20 protein-coding genes are annotated in these 17,803 nt (G+C 70.0%); 10 read left to right on the forward strand and 10 right to left on the reverse strand.

Annotated elements, in window-relative coordinates; genetic code table 11:
• Window positions 1-3: 3 nt before the first annotated feature.
• The 5 genes from ACFVYL_RS12875 to hemL form a co-directional block, all read right to left on the reverse strand.
• Complete coding sequence (locus ACFVYL_RS12875) at window positions 4-768, reverse strand: cytochrome c biogenesis CcdA family protein (RefSeq protein ID WP_389715028.1); 765 nt, start codon at window positions 766-768, stop codon at window positions 4-6.
• Complete coding sequence (locus tag ACFVYL_RS12880; RefSeq protein WP_389715029.1) at window positions 768-1,403, reverse strand: TlpA family protein disulfide reductase; 636 nt, start codon at window positions 1,401-1,403, stop codon at window positions 768-770. The genes ACFVYL_RS12875 and ACFVYL_RS12880 overlap by 1 nt, the downstream gene beginning before the upstream one ends.
• 160 nt (window positions 1,404-1,563) lie before the next feature.
• Window positions 1,564-2,784: a hypothetical protein gene (locus ACFVYL_RS12885; RefSeq protein ID WP_389715030.1), complete on the reverse strand. Its 1,221-nt coding sequence runs from the start codon at window positions 2,782-2,784 to the stop codon at window positions 1,564-1,566.
• Window positions 2,785-2,968: 184 nt separating this feature from the next.
• On the reverse strand, window positions 2,969-3,673 hold the full coding sequence (locus ACFVYL_RS12890; RefSeq protein WP_389715031.1) for a histidine phosphatase family protein: 705 nt from the start codon (window positions 3,671-3,673) through the stop codon (window positions 2,969-2,971).
• Window positions 3,670-4,995: a glutamate-1-semialdehyde 2,1-aminomutase gene (gene hemL, locus ACFVYL_RS12895; RefSeq protein ID WP_389715033.1), complete on the reverse strand. Its 1,326-nt coding sequence runs from the start codon at window positions 4,993-4,995 to the stop codon at window positions 3,670-3,672. Before hemL ends, ACFVYL_RS12890 begins: the two co-directional genes overlap by 4 nt.
• A 314-nt stretch (window positions 4,996-5,309) precedes the next feature.
• On the opposite strand from hemL, the gene ACFVYL_RS12900 reads away from it, so the two are divergent.
• On the forward strand, window positions 5,310-5,768 hold the full coding sequence (locus ACFVYL_RS12900; RefSeq protein WP_355820168.1) for a hypothetical protein: 459 nt from the start codon (window positions 5,310-5,312) through the stop codon (window positions 5,766-5,768).
• Between the two features lie 111 nt (window positions 5,769-5,879).
• Window positions 5,880-6,431: an NUDIX hydrolase gene (locus tag ACFVYL_RS12905; RefSeq protein WP_389715034.1), complete on the forward strand. Its 552-nt coding sequence runs from the start codon at window positions 5,880-5,882 to the stop codon at window positions 6,429-6,431.
• A 2-nt stretch (window positions 6,432-6,433) separates the two neighbouring features.
• Here ACFVYL_RS12905 and ACFVYL_RS12910 read toward each other — a convergent pair whose 3' ends face one another.
• The gene (locus ACFVYL_RS12910) at window positions 6,434-6,853 is read right to left on the reverse strand and encodes a hypothetical protein (protein WP_389715035.1); all 420 of its coding nucleotides are present in this window, start codon (window positions 6,851-6,853) and stop codon (window positions 6,434-6,436) included.
• A gap of 69 nt (window positions 6,854-6,922) precedes the next feature.
• Window positions 6,923-7,525: a TIGR03086 family metal-binding protein gene (locus tag ACFVYL_RS12915; RefSeq protein WP_389715036.1), complete on the reverse strand. Its 603-nt coding sequence runs from the start codon at window positions 7,523-7,525 to the stop codon at window positions 6,923-6,925.
• A gap of 105 nt (window positions 7,526-7,630) precedes the next feature.
• On the opposite strand from ACFVYL_RS12915, the gene ACFVYL_RS12920 reads away from it, so the two are divergent.
• The 5 genes from ACFVYL_RS12920 (at window position 7,631) to ACFVYL_RS12940 (ending at window position 10,650) form a co-directional block, all read left to right on the forward strand.
• Window positions 7,631-8,482, forward strand: coding sequence for a DUF6597 domain-containing transcriptional factor (locus ACFVYL_RS12920; RefSeq protein WP_389715037.1), 852 nt, complete (start codon window positions 7,631-7,633; stop codon window positions 8,480-8,482).
• 76 nt (window positions 8,483-8,558) lie between these two features.
• Complete coding sequence (locus ACFVYL_RS12925) at window positions 8,559-9,065, forward strand: GNAT family N-acetyltransferase (RefSeq protein WP_389715039.1); 507 nt, start codon at window positions 8,559-8,561, stop codon at window positions 9,063-9,065.
• Between the two features lie 186 nt (window positions 9,066-9,251).
• A complete protein-coding gene (locus tag ACFVYL_RS12930) occupies window positions 9,252-9,587 on the forward strand; it encodes a YnfA family protein (protein WP_389715041.1) in 336 nt (111 codons plus the stop codon).
• Window positions 9,588-9,673: 86 nt separating this feature from the next.
• The gene (locus ACFVYL_RS12935; RefSeq protein ID WP_389715043.1) at window positions 9,674-10,438 is read left to right on the forward strand and encodes an SDR family NAD(P)-dependent oxidoreductase; all 765 of its coding nucleotides are present in this window, start codon (window positions 9,674-9,676) and stop codon (window positions 10,436-10,438) included.
• 2 nt (window positions 10,439-10,440) lie between these two features.
• A complete protein-coding gene (locus ACFVYL_RS12940; RefSeq protein WP_389715044.1) occupies window positions 10,441-10,650 on the forward strand; it encodes a hypothetical protein in 210 nt (69 codons plus the stop codon).
• Window positions 10,651-10,660: 10 nt separating this feature from the next.
• Here ACFVYL_RS12940 and ACFVYL_RS12945 read toward each other — a convergent pair whose 3' ends face one another.
• A complete protein-coding gene (locus ACFVYL_RS12945; protein WP_389715045.1) occupies window positions 10,661-11,854 on the reverse strand; it encodes an RtcB family protein in 1,194 nt (397 codons plus the stop codon).
• 181 nt (window positions 11,855-12,035) lie between these two features.
• Between ACFVYL_RS12945 and ACFVYL_RS12950 the strand changes: the two genes are divergently transcribed.
• The 3 genes from ACFVYL_RS12950 to ACFVYL_RS12960 all read left to right on the forward strand — a co-directional run bounded on the left by ACFVYL_RS12950 (window position 12,036) and on the right by ACFVYL_RS12960 (window position 15,618).
• Window positions 12,036-12,998, forward strand: coding sequence for a DUF3558 domain-containing protein (locus ACFVYL_RS12950; protein ID WP_389715046.1), 963 nt, complete (start codon window positions 12,036-12,038; stop codon window positions 12,996-12,998).
• Window positions 12,999-13,142: 144 nt separating this feature from the next.
• The gene (locus ACFVYL_RS12955; protein WP_389715047.1) at window positions 13,143-14,066 is read left to right on the forward strand and encodes a DUF3558 domain-containing protein; all 924 of its coding nucleotides are present in this window, start codon (window positions 13,143-13,145) and stop codon (window positions 14,064-14,066) included.
• Between the two features lie 175 nt (window positions 14,067-14,241).
• The gene (locus ACFVYL_RS12960; RefSeq protein ID WP_389715049.1) at window positions 14,242-15,618 is read left to right on the forward strand and encodes a DUF2637 domain-containing protein; all 1,377 of its coding nucleotides are present in this window, start codon (window positions 14,242-14,244) and stop codon (window positions 15,616-15,618) included.
• Window positions 15,619-15,625: 7 nt separating this feature from the next.
• On the opposite strand, the gene ACFVYL_RS12965 is transcribed toward ACFVYL_RS12960, so the two are convergent.
• Window positions 15,626-15,835 (reverse strand): hypothetical protein, encoded by a 210-nt coding sequence (locus ACFVYL_RS12965; protein WP_389715050.1) that lies wholly within the window; start codon window positions 15,833-15,835, stop codon window positions 15,626-15,628.
• Between the two features lie 123 nt (window positions 15,836-15,958).
• The gene (gene lysS / locus ACFVYL_RS12970; RefSeq protein ID WP_389715100.1) at window positions 15,959-17,722 is read right to left on the reverse strand and encodes a lysine--tRNA ligase; all 1,764 of its coding nucleotides are present in this window, start codon (window positions 17,720-17,722) and stop codon (window positions 15,959-15,961) included.
• Window positions 17,723-17,803 lie beyond the last annotated feature (81 nt).

Here is a 17,803-nt window from a genome sequence, read left to right on the forward strand (position 1 = left end):
GATTCAGATCCCCACCGTGTAGCCGCTGGACCAGACTTGCATCTGCTGCACGATGCTGTCCCACACGCCGGTGACGAGGAGCAGGCCGGTCGCGATCATCATGACGCCGCCGATGCGCATCACCCAGGCGTAATGCCGCTTCACCCAGCCGAAGGCGCCGAGCGCCTTGCGGAAGGCGACGGCCGCGAGGATGAACGGGACGCCGAGCCCCAGACAGTACGCGACACCCAGCAGCGCGCCGCGTCCCGCACTCGCCTGGTTGAGGGAGAGCGCACTGACGGCGGCGAGCGTCGGGCCGACGCAGGGCGCCCAGCCGACGGCGAACAGGGCGCCCAGTATCGGGGCGCCCGCGAGGCCGACGGCGGGCTTCTTGTGAAAACGGAACTCCCGCTGGGAGACCTTGGGCATGAGCCCCATGAAGAAGAACCCGAGCAGGATCATCACCGCGCCGAGCACCCGCGTGACGACGCTCTGGTTCTCCTGCAGGGTCCGCCCGAACTCCCCGAACAGCGCCCCGTAGGAGACGAAGACGACGGTGAAGCCGAGCACGAAGAGGCTGGAGCCCGCGACCATCCGGCCCCGCTTGGCCTCGCCCATGTCCTGGCCGCTGACCCCGGTGACGTACGACAGATAGCCCGGCACGAGCGGCAGCACGCACGGCGAGAAGAACGAGACGAGGCCGCCGAGCAGGGCGACGGGCAGCGCCAGCAGGAGGGCGCCGCTCATCACGGTCTGGTTCGGTCCGCTGATGGCGGCGAGGGTCGACATCACTTCTCCGCGAGCACGGGGTCGATCATCTTCCGCAGCTTCTCTTCGTTCAGCGGCTGCTGCGAGCGGGCCGCGATCTTCCCGTCCCGGTCGATGACGAGCGTGGAGGGAATGAAGTTCGGGTTGAGCGAGCCCTTGGGGAAGCGGAGCATCAGCTTGCCCATCGGGTCGTGCAGGCTCGGATAGGGAATCCCGTGCTGCTTCTCGAACTGGATCGCGGGGCCGCGCTGCGGGTCACGGGTGTTGATCCCGACGAATTCGACGCCCTTGGCCTTGGTGTCCTCGGCGACCTTCACGAAGTGCGGCGCCTCCAGACGGCACGGCGCGCACCAGGAGCCCCAGACGTTGAGGACGACGACCTTGCCCTTGTAGTCCTCGGCGACGTTCAGACTCTTGCCGTCGAGGGTCTCTCCGTCGAGCGAGGGGGCCGCCTTGCGGTCGCCCTTCTTGACGGTGGCGATGCCGTCGGAACCGGCGATGAAGTTGGTGTTTCCGGAACCACCCGACATGCCGCCGGAGCTGCAGGCGGACAGCGCCAGCGCGACGACCGAGAGTCCTGCGGTGAGCAGGGCAGCACGGCTGCGGCGTCGACTGCTGCTATCGGTGCGGTATGGGGCACGGCAGGCAACACTCATGTGAAAAGTTTCGCATGTCCGAATCGGGGATCTTCCGCACCCCCTCCACTCGCGAAACAACTGCGAAAACACGCTCTTCAGACGGGCTACGGCCCCCTCCGGGCACGCGCGTGGCCCCCTCCGAGGCGCCGGAGGGGGCCACGCGCGCGCCGTGCTCCGGTCAGCGCAGGCTCTTCCAGCCGCCGGCCGGCTGCTGGCCGACCTCCAGGCCCTGGAGCTTGGCGAGGACCTTGGGGTCCTGCACGTCGAGCCAGTCGACGAACTGACGGAAGGAGACGAGGCGTACGTCCTTCTTTCCGGCGATGTGCTTCATGGCCTCCTCGACGGCGTCCATGTAGATGCCGCCGTTCCACTCCTCGAAGTGGTTGCCGATGAAGAACGGCGCGCGGTTGCTCTCATAGGCGCGCTTGAACCCGGATATGTAGGCCTCGGTGGCCTGCTTGCGCCAGCCCGGGTAGTTGTGGGCCGGTGCCTTCGTGGAGTTCTTCGACTGGTTGGCAAGGATGTTGTAGTCCATCGAGAGGACCTCGAAGGAGTGCCCGGGGAAGGGCACGGCCTGCAGCGGCAGGTCCCAGACGCCCATCTTCTTCTGCGGCCACTTCTGGCGGCCGCCGGGCGAGGACGCGTCGTAGCGCCAGCCGAGCTTCTTCGCGGTCGGCAGCAGATTGTCCTGGCCGAGCAGACAGGGCGTGCGGCCGCCGACGAGTTCCTTGTCGTAGTCGAAGGGCAGCGACGGCAGATCGGTCCAGCCCGTGTTGGTGCGCCACTTCTTCACAAAGGACTTGGCCTGGTCGATCTCGTCCTGCCATTGCGCGGACGTCCAGTTGCCCACCGTTCCTGTGCCCGTGCAGAAGTGCCCGTTGAAGTGCGTGCCGATTTCGTGGCCCTCGAGCCAGGCCTGCCGTACGTACTTCAGTGTGTCCTTGATGTGACCGTCGGTGAGATAACCGATGTCGGATGCACCGACCGCGTTGTTCGGCGGCCGGTACATACGCTTCTTCGATTCGGGCAGCAGATAAAGCCCGGAGAGGAAGAACGTCATGTGCGCGTCGTGTTCCTCGGCGAGCTTGAGGAAACGGGGGAACAGTCCGTTCCCGACCTCGCCCGCACCGTCCCAGGAGAAGATCACGAACTGCGGGGGCGTCTCACCGGGCTGCAGCGGTACCGGCTTGCCCGGCTGACGAGGCTGCTTACCGGTGTAAGCGGTCGACCCGTCACCGATCGGCCTGGCGGGGCGCTTCGCGGCACCGCCATGGCCTTCACCGGCCTTCCCGGCGGGCCCGGACGAATCGCCGCCGCCCGAGCCGCATGCTGCGAGCCCGAAAGCGGCGGCCGCGCCGGCCCCGACTCCGAGCATTCCCCTGCGGCTGATGTCGCGCATTCCCATCCCCATTCGTCGCGCCCCTGGATCCGTTCTCGCTGTAGGTGCAAAGCAAGAGGGACGACCAGTTAGAGGGCGCGACGAACACCGGGGTTCCGGCAAGCCGCATTAAATTGTGCGGATTCGCCGAGAAGGGACATACAGTTGCCGCGCGATTACACGCGGTCGATCATGGGCCGGTTTATCAGGCCCCGAATGCCTTGCCGTTGCCCTTATTCCTGCCCTTCACGGGCTTGGCACCGGCGAGGAGATGTGCGGGCACGAGATCCCGGGCGGGCTCGCTGTAACCCACCGAAACGATCTTGTCGCCGCGGTAGGTGAACGACGTCAGCGACGCCAGCGTGCACTGCCGCTTGCGCGGGTCGTGCCACAGCCGCCGCTTCTCCACGAAGCTGCGCACGATCCAGATCGGCAGCTGGTGGCTGACGCACACCGCCTCGTGCCCGCGGGCCGCCTCCTTCGCCGCGTCCAGGGCGCCCATCATCCGGACGACCTGCTCGATGTACGGCTCGCCCCAGGACGGCTTGAAGGGGTTGACGAGGTGCTTCCAGTTGTCCGGGTTCTTCAGCGCGCCGTCGCCCACCCCGAAGGTCTTGCCCTCGAAGACGTTGCCCGCCTCGATGAGCCGCCCGTCGGTGGCGAGGTCCAGGCCGTGTGCCTTGGCGATGGGCGTGGCCGTCTCCTGGGCGCGGTCGAGCGGCGAGGCCACGACATGCGTGACGTCGCGCCGGGAGAGGTGCTCGGCGACCCGGTCGGCCATCTGCCGGCCCAGTTCGGACAGGTGGTAGTCGGGCAGCCGCCCGTACAGGATCCCGTCGGGGTTGTGCACCTCGCCGTGGCGCATCAGGTGGACGACGGTCAGCTCGTCGCCCGCTGCGGTGCCGCTCATGCGGTGGCCTCCGTCGCTTCCGCGGCCGCGCGCGCGGCACCCGGCAGGGCGGCGGCGATGCGCTCGACGGCCTGCTCGTCGTGGGCGGTGGACACGAACCAGGACTCGAAGGCCGACGGCGGCAGATAGACGCCCTGCGACAGCATCGAGTGGAAGAACGCGGTGAAGCGGAAGGACTCCTGCGCCTTCGCGCCCTCGTAGTCGCGCACCTCGCGGTCGGTGAAGAAGACGGAGAACATGTTCGACGCGTTCTGCACCCGGTGGGCGACGCCCGCCTTGGTGAGCGCCTCGGTCACGAGCCCGCGGAGCTCCTCGGAGACGGCGTCCACCTTCTCGTACGCCGCGTCGTCCAGGAGCCGCAGCTGGGCGATGCCCGCGGCGGTCGCGACGGGGTTACCGGACAGCGTGCCCGCCTGGTAGACGGGGCCCGCCGGGGCGAGGTGCGCCATGACGTCGGCGCGGCCGCCGAAGGCCGCCGCGGGGAAGCCGCCGCCCATGACCTTGCCGAAGGTCATCAGGTCGGGGCGCACGCCGTCGACGCCGTACCAGCCGGCCTTCGACGTACGGAAGCCGGTCATCACCTCGTCGGAGATGTAGAGGGCGCCGTTCTTGGCGCAGGCGGCCTTGAGGCCTTCGTTGAAGCCCGGCCGCGGCGGCACCACGCCCATGTTGCCCGGCGACGCCTCGGTGATGACGCACGCGATCTCACCGGGGTGCTTGTGGAAGGCCTCGTGCACGGCCTCGATGTCGTTGTACGGCACGACGATGGTGTCGCCCGCCTGGGCGCCGGTGACGCCCGGAGTGTCGGGCAGCCCGAAGGTCGCCACGCCCGAACCCGCCGAGGCGAGCAGCGCGTCGACGTGCCCGTGGTAGCACCCGGCGAACTTGATCACCTTGGCGCGGCCGGTGAAGCCGCGCGCCAGACGGATGGCGGACATGGTCGCCTCGGTGCCGCTGGAGACGAGCCGCACCTGCTCGACGGGGTCGATGCGGTCGACGATCTCCTCGGCGAGTGCGACCTCGCCCTCACCCGGCGTACCGAAGGAGGTGCCGCGCGAGACGGCCTCCTGCACGGCGGCGATCACCTCGGGGTGGGAGTGCCCGAGGATCATCGGGCCCCACGAACACACGAGGTCGACGTACTCGCGGCCGTCGGCGTCGGTCAGGTACGGACCGGTACCGGACACCATGAAACGGGGCGTACCACCCACAGCGCGGAACGCGCGCACGGGAGAGTTCACACCGCCGGGCGTCACGGCCGCCGCACGGTCGAAAAGAGTCTGCGAAACTGGGGCGCTATACGGGAAGCTCACACGGGCCATGGTGTCAGAGGGTCCGGACATCCTGCGGACAGGTGTTTCACTCCACGTTTTAGCGGGTGAACGTGGGGGAGGTCACTGACACGATGATCGGGTTGCGTGGCGGGGGCCGCGAGGCCTAGAAAAGACAGGGCCGTGCCGCCCTGGCAAAGCAGTCGGGTGGAGATATGCATCGCGGTGGCGGACTGGGCGAGGGGACCGACGGCCTGGGCCCGCGGCGTGCCCGGCGGGGCAAGCACCGACGCGAGGCGGAAGCGGAGCCGGCGCAGGCGCCCGACCAGGCGCTCGGCGGATCCGGCGAGTCCCGGAGGGACCGGGTGACCAGCAGGAGTGGCGGGGTCGGGGTGACGTACAAGTACTTCGGCGCCCCGGACGGTGCGACCGCCGCCCGCGTGCCCATCTCGATGCGACCCGAGGAGCTCGGCGGCGACGAGCTGGGCATGGGCGGGATGTTCACCAAGATCAAGCCGGAGACGATGGCCGCGATGGTCCTCACCGGCATCGAGGGCATACCCCTGCACAAGGTCCCCCCACTGGAACTGGTCGTCCTCCACCCCGACTACGCCGTGGTGAAGCTCCCCATGACCGTCGTCGACCCGCTGCGCGGCGTCGGCGAGGAGTCGGTGGGCGCCGCGGCCTTCATCTGGTCCACCGTCCCGGACCGCGGCGGCCCCCGCGACGCCTTCAACGTCTATCAACTCCTGCACGAGTGGCAGGATTTCAGCCACCGCCTGCATGACGCGGGCCACCAGGCGTACTGCCTGGTGTGGCCCTGAGCCTTCGGCTCCCCCGTTCGCCGGCGCGACGCCGCCAAGGCGCGACGAGGTGCCCGCTTTCTCGTCGAAATGACATCCTGGAAGCCGCACCTGCGAAAGGGAGTTGGGCTCATGCAATGGACCGTCCACGGTGAGCGGCAGATCTACAGCAATCCCTGGGTCAATCTGTGGCTCGTGGACGTCCAGCAGCCCGACGGCCGCCGCTGGGAACACCACGTCGTACGCATGCGGCACCTGGCAGTGGCCACCGTGGTCGACGACCAGAAGCGCGTGCTGATGATGTGGCGCCACCGCTTCGTCACCGACGCATGGGGCTGGGAACTCCCCATGGGGCTGATCGAGGAGGACGAGACACCGGAGCAGGCCGCCGCCCGCGAAGTCGAGGAGGAGACCGGCTGGCGAGTGGAAGCGGTGAAGCCCCTGGTGTACGCCCAGCCGGCGAACGGCATCACCGACTCCGAGCACCACGTCTTCCGTGCGGACAATGCCACGTACATCGGCCCTCCGACCGAGAAGAACGAAGCCGACCGCATCGAATGGATCCCCCTCTCGGAGATCCGGGGAATGATCGACCGCCGCGAGATCGTCAGCAGCGGCAGCCTGGTCGGACTGCTCTACCTCCTCCTCGACGAGGCCACCAAGGGCGTGAGCGGCGGAGCGTAGCCCTATCGCTGCTGTCCGCGTATCTGCCGCTCGAACTCGATCACCGGCGCCTCACGGGCGTACGGAGCCAGACGGTGGTGGAATTCTCGGACATGGCCGGTGACGCGAGGTGAATCGATGGAAGCGGTCAGGCTGAGGGCGATTCCGGCGCTGTCGCAAGCGGCGTCGAGCTTGCCCTGCTGAAGCTGGGTCGTAGCGAGCCAGAAGGCGTGTAAAGCCCGCCCGCGCTGCTGGGCAGCCTTCTCCCTGCGCAGCCCCTCGCAGATGAGCGGTTCCGCGCGCGTGGCCTCGCCCAGCCGGGACAGAGCGATCCCGGTGTCGAAGGGCCCGAGGCGTTCGCACCTGATCGCCGAAGCCGCCCACTCGATCCGCGACGGCAGGCAGAGCGAGCGGCGACAGCGGGCACATCCAGAGCGGGACATCAGGCCTACTGCCCGGCCTGGCCCCGAGCCCCCTTCCGTTTCCCCTTCTTCCGGCCTTCCGACCGTGCCTCAGCTGCGGCTCCAGTGCGGGTCACGCCCCGTCTGGGCGAGCAGCAGCTCGAAGTCGGAGGCCTTCTCGGGTGCCGTGACCGGCTCGCCGAAGACGCCCATCTTCCGGGCGGTGGGACCGAGTCCGTCGACCGTCTCCCGCAGCCGCGCGACCACCACGGCGCTCCCGGCGTCCGGCTGGAACTCCTCCCCCGTGGCACGGGCCAGATCCCAGGCGTGCACGGTCAGATCGAGCAGCGCCATATGGCCGACCATTTCGGCCGGCATGTCCATCGCTCCCGTGGCGCCCTGGTCGGCGCCGGGCTCGCCCCAGGCACGGACGAGTTTCTCCGCCTCCGCGACGAAGCGCTCGCGCCAGTCGCCGCCCTCGGCGACGTAGTCGGGCGTGGTGGAGAAGTCCGAGTCCCGTTTGGCGGCCAGCTCCTGGAACTGGACGACCACTTGGAAGAGGTGGTTGACCAGCGCGCGCACGTCGTAGTCGGCGCACGGGGTGGGGTCGCCGAGGCAGTCGTCGGGCAGGGCGCGGACGACGGGGGCGACCCGCTCGACGGCCAGGGCGAGCAGGTCGCTGACGGTGGGCCCGGGGGTGCGTGAAGTGTCCATGGAGCGACCGTACGAGGGGCGGCCCGCCCGTGACTTGAAGAAACGCGACGCCCGCGCTGCGGAGGCGGACGCGCCGATCCACGCCCCGGGACCTACGATCCCTCCATGTCAGACGCATCCGCTCCGCGCCGTGACACCCGGGGCATCGTGGACGCGGCCGGGCTCTTCGCCAAGGTGCGCTTCCGCCGCCACGCGCCCGCCGAGGCGCTGCGCGGCCATCTGGAGCACTACTGGCTGATCGACTGGGACCTGCCCGAGCCGTACGCGTCACACGTGGTGCCGCACCCGTCCGTGAACGTGGTCGTCCAGTCGTACGCGCCGCACGCGCAGGAGCCGTCCGATTCGGCTGGGCGCCGCTTCGGTGAGGTCGCGGGCATCGGACTCGGCCTCTTCAGTAAGAAGCTGGAGGGTCGCGGGCGGGTGTGCGGGATGCAGTTCCGCCCCGGCGCCTTCCGCCCGTTCGCGCCGGACCGGCCGGTGTCGGCCTGGACGGGCCGCAGAGCGCCGCTGCACGAGGTCTTCCCCCGTACTCCCGAGGAGGTGTCGGACGCCGCGGCGGCGGTCCTCGGCCCCGACGACGAGCACGCGCGCGTGGCGGCGCTCGACGCCTTCCTGCTGAGCCTCGGCCCCGCCCCGGACCCGCAGGCCGACCTCGCGACGGCCCTCGTCGAGCGCATCCGCGGGGACCGCTCGATCCGCCGCGTGGCCGCGTTCGCCCGCGCGGAGGGCATGTCTGTACGGGCGCTGCAGCGGCTCTTCTCCGCGTACGTGGGGGTGGGGCCGAAGTGGGTCATCCTGCGGTACCGCATCCACGAGGCCCTGGACCGGGCGGAGTCGGAGGAGGACGTGGACTGGGCGGAACTGGCGGCCACCCTCGGCTACGCGGACCAGGCCCATCTCGTACGGGACTTCACGGCGACCGTGGGGGTGCCGCCGACGGCGTACGGGTCGCATTAGAGGGCTGGGGACTGGGGAGGGACTGTGGCTGGGGCGGTCGCGGCCCGCTGTCAGACCCTCCGCCTACCGTGAGGGAATGGAGCGATCACTGGCACCGGAGATGCGGCTCGAACCCTGGGTGGACGAAGGCGGGCTCGCCCTGCTGCTGCGTCTCAACACCCCTGACATGACAGCCCACTTGGGCGGCCCCGAGACGCACGAGAAGGTGGTGGACCGCCACCGCCGCTATCTGGATCTCGACGACAAGGGGCGGATGTTCCGCATCACGCTGGACGGCGAGACGGCCGGCTCGATCGGGTACTGGGAGACGGTCTGGCAGGGCGAGACCGTCTGGGAGACCGGCTGGGGCGTGCTGCCCGAGTTCCAGGGCAGGGGCGTCGCCGCGGACGCGGCGCGGCTGGTGATCGCGGAGGCGAGGGCGGCGAGGCGCCACCCCGCCCTGCACGCCTTCCCCGCGACGGACCACGGCGCGTCCAACGCGGTCTGCCGCAAGGCGGGATTCACGCTGCGCGGGGAGGCGAACATCGAGTACCCGAAGGGCAATTGGCACCCCTGCAACGACTGGCGTGTCGCCTTGAGCTGACGCCGGCACCCGGGCCGCGGCTCCGTTCGGCCCGGCACCGTCTACGGCGTCACGATCGGCGGCATCGCCCCCGAGGAGGCGGGCAGCGCGAGCGGTTCAAAGACAGGCTCTGAGCGCGGTGCGGGCGCTCGCCGGCGCCATCGGGGCGGCCACGGTCACCACCGTCCTCATGCCACCCTGTCGACCATGCTGATCGTCCGCTCCGCCGCCCTCTTCGTGCTCGCCGCCCTCTTCGAGATCGGCGGCGCCTGGCTCGTCTGGCAGGGCGTGCGCGAGCACAAGGGCTGGGCCTGGATCGGCGCGGGCGTCATCGCGCTCGGCATCTACGGCTTCGTGGCCACGCTGCAGCCCGACGCCGAGTTCGGCCGCATCCTCGCCGCGTACGGCGGGGTCTTCGTCGCGGGCTCCCTCGCCTGGGGCATGGTCGCGGACGGCTACCGCCCGGACCGCTGGGACGTGGTCGGCGCCCTGGTCTGCCTCGCCGGAATGGCCGTGATCATGTACGCCCCGCGAGGCGACTGAACCGCCCGCATATCCTGGCCGGAAGACCGTTCGAAACCACCGCACCGGCACCACCGCCGAGAGCCCCGCCTGCCCGAGGAGCGCCCATGACCGCCACCGCCACCCGCATCGCGATCATCACCGGCGCGAGCAGCGGTATCGGCGCCGCCACCGCCCGCGGCCTCGCCGCCGCCGGTTACCGCGTCGTCCTCACCGCACGCCGCAAGGACCGCATCGAGGCGCTCGCCGCGGAGCTGACCGACGCCGGGCACGACGCGGTCGCGTACGCGCTCGACGTCACCGACCGCGCCGCGGTCGACACCTTCGCGACGGCCTTCAAGAAGATCGCCGTCCTGGTGAACAACGCGGGCGGCGCGCTGGGCGCGGACCCCGTCGCCACCAGCGAGCCCGCCGACTGGCGCCAGATGTACGAGACGAACGTCATCGGCACGCTCAACGTGACGCAGGCCCTGCTGCCCGCGCTCACCGCGAGCGGCGACGGCACGGTGGTCGTCCTCTCCTCCACGGCGGGTCACGGAACGTACGAGGGAGGCGGTGGCTACGTGGCCGCCAAGCACGCCGAGCACGTCCTCGCCGAGACCCTCCGCCTGGAGATCGTCGGCACCCCGGTCCGCGTCATCGAGGTCGCCCCCGGCATGGTCAAGACCGACGAGTTCGCGCTGACCCGCTTCGGCGGCGACGCGGACAAGGCCGCGAAGGTCTACGCGGGGGTCGCCGAGCCGCTCACCGCCGACGACGTCGCGGACACGATCACCTGGGCGGTCACCCGCCCGCCCCACGTCAACATCGACCTCCTGGTGGTGCGCCCGCGCGCCCAGGCCTCCAACACCAAGGTCCACAGGGAGTCCTGACGATGCCGCTCCCGGGCGACGACCCAGGCAGACCCGCCTACTCCGCGGACTCCCCCGACCCACTCGAACGCCTCACGCACGAGCACGAGTCCCGCCGCCTGTCCGAGGAGAAGAAGGACGAACGGATGATGTGGTGGTACCTCGCGTACTTCCTCTTCGGCATCCACATCGTCGCGTTCGTCATGATCTACGCGGTCCGCCACGCGAAGTAGGGACCTTCCCTCAGCCCTTCACGCAGACGACCTGCTTCAGCTTCGCCACGACCTCCACGAGGTCACGCTGCTGGTCGATGACCTGCTCGATCGGCTTGTACGCACCCGGAATCTCGTCCACCACGCCCGCGTCCTTGCGGCACTCGACACCCCGCGTCTGCTCCTCCAGGTCCTTCGTGGAGAAGCGCCGCTTCGCCGCGCCCCTGCTCATGCGCCGTCCGGCGCCGTGCGAGGCGGAGTTGAAGGACGCCTCGCTGCCGAGGCCCTTCACGATGTACGAGCCGGTGCCCATCGAACCCGGGATGATCCCGTGGTCACCGCTGCCCGCCCGGATCGCGCCCTTGCGGGTGACCAGCAGGTCCATCCCGTCGTAGCGCTCCTCGCTGACGTAGTTGTGGTGGCAGGAGATCTCCTGCTCGAACGTCGGCCTGGCCTTCTTGAACTCCTTGCGGATGACGTCCTTGAAGAGCGCCATCATGATCGCGCGGTTGTTCTTCGCGTACTCCTGGGCCCAGAAGAGGTCGTTGCGGTACGCGGCCATCTGCGGGGTCTCCGCGATGAAGACCGCGAGGTCGCGGTCGACAAGGCCCTGGTTGTGCGCGAGCTGCTGGGCCACGCCCATGTGGTGGTCGGCCAGCTCCTTGCCGATGTTGCGGGATCCGGAGTGCAGCATCAGCCAGACCGAACCCGACTCATCGAGACAGAACTCGACGAAGTGGTTCCCCGATCCGAGCGTTCCCATCTGCTTCGCGGCGCGTTCGTGACGGAATTTGACCGCCTCCGCGACCCCCTCGAACCGCCCCCAGAAGTCCTCCCACCCCGCCGTCGCCATCCCGTGGAAGCGCCCCGGCCCCACGGGGTCCTCGTGCATGCCCCGCCCCACCGGAATGGCGGCCTCGATCCGCGACCGCAGCCGGGAAAGATCACCCGGAAGGTCGTTCGCGGTCAGCGACGTCCTGACCGCCGACATGCCGCAGCCGATGTCGACGCCGACCGCCGCCGGACACACCGCGCCCTGCATGGCGATCACCGAGCCGACCGTCGCGCCCTTGCCGTAGTGGACGTCCGGCATGACGGCCAGGCCCTTGATCCAGGGCAGCGTCGCCACGTTCTGCAGCTGCCGCATCGCCGCGTCCTCGACGGACCGCGGGTCTGTCCACATCCGGATCGGTACCTTCGCCCCAGGAACCTCTACATACGACATTTCGCCCTCAAACCCCCGTAATCCACCACAAGCCAGGAAGTGCAAATACCGGAGCCAAGGTCAACGAAAGGGGTGACGGACCGGCATCCACGGCAGCGCGTGCGATACACATTGTCTCCACCGGTCGCCCATCAGCGGCAACCCAATATCCAGGCAGAGCCAGGCGAGAGGAGCCATCACGGTGCAGCGGAAGGCCAAGGCCTGTGTCCCGGGTGTCGCCGCACTCCTCGCGGCGATCCTGACCGGCTGTTCCGGCGGGTCCGGCCTCGGCGACGAGAGCGGCGACGCGAAGCCGGGCGACAGCGGCAGCTCCACCGCCGTGGCGCAGCCCGGCAAGTACCGCACGCTCCCCGAGCCGTGCGGCGAGGTGGATCACGGCACCCTCGACGCGATGCTGCCCGGCATCGTGGAGATGGAGGACACCGAGCAGCGCGAGAAGGCGTACGAGGGCACGCCCGCGGTGACGTACGACACCGACCGGCGCGTGGGCTGCAACTGGAAGATCGAGTCCTCCGGCGCCTCCCACCACCTCCTCGTCGACTTCGAGCGCGTCGTGTCGTACGACAGCACGGTCAGCGACGACGCCCGCGCAGCGGAGGCCTACGCGACGAAGCTGCGCGAGGCGGGGCTTCAGAGGCCCGCCGGAACCGCGTCCGAGGGCGAGGGTGGCGAGGACAGCGAGGACGGCGGCGAGGACGCGGGGGCCGAGTCCGCGGGCGGTTCGCCCGGCGAGTCCGGCAAGGCCGACGACCCCGGGTCCGGCGACAAGGCCCAGGGCGGCAAGAAGGGCACGAGCGAGGACGACAAGGGCAGGAGCGAGGGCAAGAACGGCGGGAGCGGCGAGAAGAAGGCGGCCGGGGGTGCGCAGGACGACGGCGCCCAGCCGACCACCCCGCCCCCCGGCCTGGAGCCCCGCACCCTCCCCGACCTCGGCGACGAGGCCTTCCTCGACGACGCCCTCACCACCTCCGCGTCGGCCTCCCGTCACCGCACCGTGACTGTGGTGTTCCGCACGTCGAACGTCATCGTGACCATCGAGTACGACGAGCAGCCCGGCCGCCGCACGGATGTCCCCGACAGCAGGGAAATGCAGGACAAGGCGCAGGATCTGGCCGACCGGCTGGCCGGCGAGTTCGACGAGTAGCGGCCGGCCGGGGCGGGTACGGAAGGCCGTCCGGCTCACCCGAACCGGAGCCGCCCGCTGTCCCATGCGCGTACCGTGGCCCCTCGGACCCGACGACGTCACGAGACGAACTGGACGTCACGAGACGAACAGAGTGAAGGAACCATGCACCGACCTGCACAGCGAAAGCGACAGCTCCGCAGCCGCCTCCTCGTCTGCGCGGCCGCCGTACCGGTGATCCTCGTCGCCGGCTGCTCCTCCGACTCCGGCTCCGACTCCGGATCCGACGGGGCCAAGAAGGACTCGGGCGCGAAGGCCTCGGCCCCGGCCCCGGCCAAGGGTGAGGACAAGGCGAGCGTCGAGAAGGCCGCGTACACCAAGCTTCCCGAGCCCTGCGACGTCCTGTCGAAGAAGACGCTCGAGGAGATGGTGCCGAAGGCGAAGGACAAGTCGGGCAAGACCGGCACGTCCAGCGACACGGCGCTGCGCGGCAGCTGCTCCTGGGACAGCCTCGACAACAACGGCGTGGACGGCTCCCAGTTCCGCTGGCTGCGCGTCTCGCTGCTGCGTTTCGAGTCGGACGCCTCCCTCGGCAGCGGTGCGAAGCGCGCGGAGAACAACTTCGCCAAGCAGGTCGAGGACGCCAAGGCGACCAAGGACGCCAAGGGCGTCAAGACGGAGCCGGTGCAGGGTGTCGGCCAGCAGGCGACGCTCGTGCGGTACGACCTGAAGAAGGACAAGGACACCTTCAAGCAGCAGACGTTCGTCGCGCGCATGGAGAACGCGGTCGTCACCGTCGACTTCAACGGCGCCGGCCTCGCGGGCGACGAGGCCCCCGACGCGGGCAAGCTGTCGAAGGACGCGCAGAAGGCCGCGAAGGAGGCCGTGGAAGCGGTCGTCTCCGCCAACGGCAGCGGCAAGGCGTCCTCCGGTGCGGGCGAGAAGCCGAAGGGCGACGACTCGAAGACCGAGGCCCCCAAGAAGGGCGAGCCGAAGAAGGACGAGGCGAAGAAGGACGACGCCACGTCCGACGACGCCAAGTCCAAGGCGTCGGACAAGCCCAAGGACAAGGCCGACAGCAAGTCCTGACCCGGCGCGTTCAGCGCCGACGCCCGCCCTGAACAGGCGAGTTGACGGAGCCCGGCCCCTCACGGGCCGGGCTCCCGGCGTACCGGCACACGGCCTTCCGCACGCATGTGCCAGGCTGTCGCTCGCAACAAGCCGATACAGGCCTTGAACAGGGAGGGGTTCGCGGGTGGCCGCGATGCAGCTGACACGCACGCACCGGATACTCATCGGAGTGGTCGTCGCCGGAGCGGTCGTCATCGCCGGGATCGGCTTCGCGGGGTCGTACGCGGCCGTGCGCGAGCTCGCGGAGGAGAAAGGCTTCGGCGGCTTCTCGGCGGTCTTCCCCATCGGCGTCGACGCGGGCATCTGCGTCCTGCTCGCCCTCGACCTGCTGCTGACCTGGCTGCGCATTCCCTTCCCGCTGCTGCGCCAGACGGCGTGGCTGCTCACGGCAGGGACGATCCTCTTCAACGCGGCCTCCAGCTGGGGCGACCCGCTCGGTGTCGCGATGCACGCGGTGATCCCCGTGCTCTTCGTGGTGGCCGTCGAGGCGGCCCGGCACGCGGTGGGCCGGATCGCGGACATCACCGCCGACAAGCACATGGAGGGCGTGCGCCTCACCCGCTGGCTGCTCTCCCCCGTCCCCACCTTCAAGCTGTGGCGCCGCATGAAGCTGTGGGAGCTGCGCAGCTACGAGCAGGTCATCAAGCTCGAACAGGAACGTCTCGTCTACCAGGCGCGCCTGCAGGCCCGGTTCGGCCGCGCGTGGCGCCGCAAGGCCCCGGTCGAGTCGCTGATGCCGTTGCGCCTCGCGCGCTACGGCGTCCCGCTCGCGGAGACCGCCCCTGCGGGCCTCGCCGCGGCGGGCATCGAGCCGGTGCTGCTGCCGCCCGCCCCGGCGGCCCCCGCGGGCCCGGAGCTCCCGGCGGCCCCGGCGGCACGGCCGTCCGCCGGGTCCGGCCAGCCGCAACTGGCCGCCACGCCCGCCGAGTCCGGCCCTGCCCCCGAGCACGAGCCCGAGCCCGCGCAGGACCCGGCGTCCCGCGCCCCCGAGGAGAAGCTCCCGGTGGCCAACCACGCGAGCCCCTGGTTCGCGGAGCACAACGCGTCGTACGCGCCGGTCGCTCCGTACGACGAGTGGTACGCCCAGCAGGAGCGGCAGCAGGTCGCGGGCGAGGGCCAGGAGGGCCAACAGGCGTACGAGCAGCAGACCTACGCTCAGCAGGCTCAGCAGGCGGCCCAACAGGCCTACGAGCAGCCGCAGGAGCAGTCGCCGCAGCCCCACCCCGTGGAGCACGGCCCGCAGTTCCCCGTGCCGAACGGCGCCGGCGGCACGCGCCCGCTCGGCGACGGCACCCCGCAGCAGGGCGCCGCTCCCGGTCCCACCGACGAGGACCTGTACCAGGTGTTCCGGCACTCGATAGAGGGCGAGGGCATGCCGACCCCCGGCGCGTTCGCGGCCAATGCCGAGGCGGCCTTCGGACTGCGTCTCCAGTCGCGCGAACTCAACCATTACATGGACCAGTTCACGGCCCGCCTGGACAACGAACTCATGGAAGACCACATCGCATAACGGGCCTTCAGCCGACGCTCTTCTGCCGCTTGCGCGCCGCCTCCCCGTAAAACGCGAGGCCCGTGCCCGCCAGGAAGAGCACGGCGTAAAGCGGTGTGGGCACGTGCCACCAGTTCTGCAGCACTCCCCAGGCCTCGTCGTCGAACACGCGCCCGGCCACGCCGAGAGCGCCCTGGACTCCGACGATCCATCCGACGATCGCGATGAGTTCCTTCATACGTTCATGATCGGCGCCGGGTGAGGGGTGCGCGTCATGCCTCCGGCGGAGCCGCCGGTAGTCCGAAGGGTGCACCCCCGAAGAGGTGCACCCTTAGGTGAGCTAGGCGCCCAGGTAGGTGAGCTAGGCGCCCAGGAGCTTGCGCACCCGGTCCGCGCCGACGGCGAGCAGCAGGGTGGGCAGGCGCGGCCCGGTCTCGCGGGTGACGAGGAGGCGGTAGAGCAGCGCGAAGAACGAGCGCTGCGCGACCTTGATCTCCGCGGGCAGCTCCTTGGCCGTCGCGTCCGCCGAGAAGCCCGCCTGTACCTTCGGCACGCCGTAGACGAGGTGCGTGAGGCCGTCCAGGGACCAGTGCGAGTCGAGGCCCTCAAGGAGCAGCCGCAGCGACTCGCGGCCCGCGTCGTCCAGGGACGACAGGAGCTCCGTGTCCGGCTCCGCGCGCACGATGGTGCGTGCGTCGGCCGGGACCTGGGTGGTGATCCAGTTCTCGGCGCGGTCGAGGCGCGGCCGTGCCTCGTCGAGCGAGGTGATCGGGTCGGACGGGTCGAGGTCGCGCAGGATGCGCAGCGTCTGGTCCTCGGCGCCGGCGGTGACGTCCGCGACGGACGCGAGCGTCCGGTACGGCAGGGGGCGCGGCGTCTTCGGCAGTTCACGCGCGGCCGTGCGCACCGCGCGCGAGTGCGCGGCGGCGTCGGCGGGCAGCACGGAGCCGTCGGCGACCTTGGACTCCAGCTTGTCCCACTCGTCGTAGAGCCGCTGGATCTCCTGGTCGAAGGCGATCTTGAAGGACTGGTTGGGCCTGCGGCGGGCGTACAGCCAGCGCAGGAGCGGCGCCTCCATGATCTTCAGGGCGTCGCCAGGGGTCGGCACGCCGCCCTTGGAGGACGACATCTTCGCCATGCCGGAGATGCCCACGAAGGCGTACATCGGGCCGATGGGCTGCACGCCGTCGAAGATCTGGCGCACGATCTGGCCGCCGACGACGAAGGAGGAGCCGGGGGACGAGTGGTCGACGCCGGACGGCTCGAAGACGACGCCCTCGTACGCCCAGCGCATCGGCCAGTCGACCTTCCAGACCAGCTTGCCGCGGTTGAACTCGCTGAGCAGGACGGTCTCGCCGAAACCGCACGCCGTGCAGGTGTAGACGAGCTCGGTGCTGTTCTCGTCGTAGGAGACGACGGTCGTCAGGTCCTTCTCGCACTGCCCGCAGTAGGGCTTGTACGGGAAGTACCCGCCGGTGCCGCCGCTGCCGTCGTCCTCGCTCGCGGCGCCGGAGCCCTCGGCGGCCTCCAGCTCGGCCTCGTCGACGGGCTTCTGCGACTGCTTGCCACCCTTGCCCGCCTTGGCCGGATCCTTCTTGGTGCGGTACTGGTCGAGGATCGCGTCGATGTCGCCGCGGTGCTTCATCGCGTGCAGGACCTGCTCGCGGTAGACGCCCGAGGTGTACTGCTCGGTCTGGCTGATCCCGTCGTACTCCACGCCCAGCTCGTCGAGCGCGGCGGTCATGGCCGCCTTGAAGTGCTCGGCCCAGTTCGCGTACGCGGAACCGGCCGGGGCGGGCACGGAGGTCAGCGGCTTGCCGATGTGCTCGGCCCAGGACTCGTCGACGCCGGGGACGCCGGCCGGGACCTTGCGGTACCGGTCGTAGTCGTCCCAGGAGATCAGGTGGCGGACCTCGTGCCCGCGGCGGCGGATCTCGTCGGCGACCAGGTGGGGGGTCATGACCTCGCGGAGGTTGCCCAGGTGGATGGGGCCGGAGGGGGAGAGTCCGGATGCCACCACGACCGGTTTGCCCGGGGCACGACGCTCAGACTCGGCAATGACCTCGTCCGCATAGCGGGAGACCCAGTCGGCGGTATCTGTGCTCTGAGCTGCCACGATCGGCACGTCCTCTTGTTTCCTCGGCATTCTCGGAATCTGGCGTCAGCCATTGTCCCAGACGGAAGGAGCCGGTCCGGGGTTGCTCTT

The sequence above is a fragment of the Streptomyces sp. NPDC058308 genome, from assembly GCF_042880275.1.
Classification (GTDB): domain Bacteria; phylum Actinomycetota; class Actinomycetes; order Streptomycetales; family Streptomycetaceae; genus Streptomyces.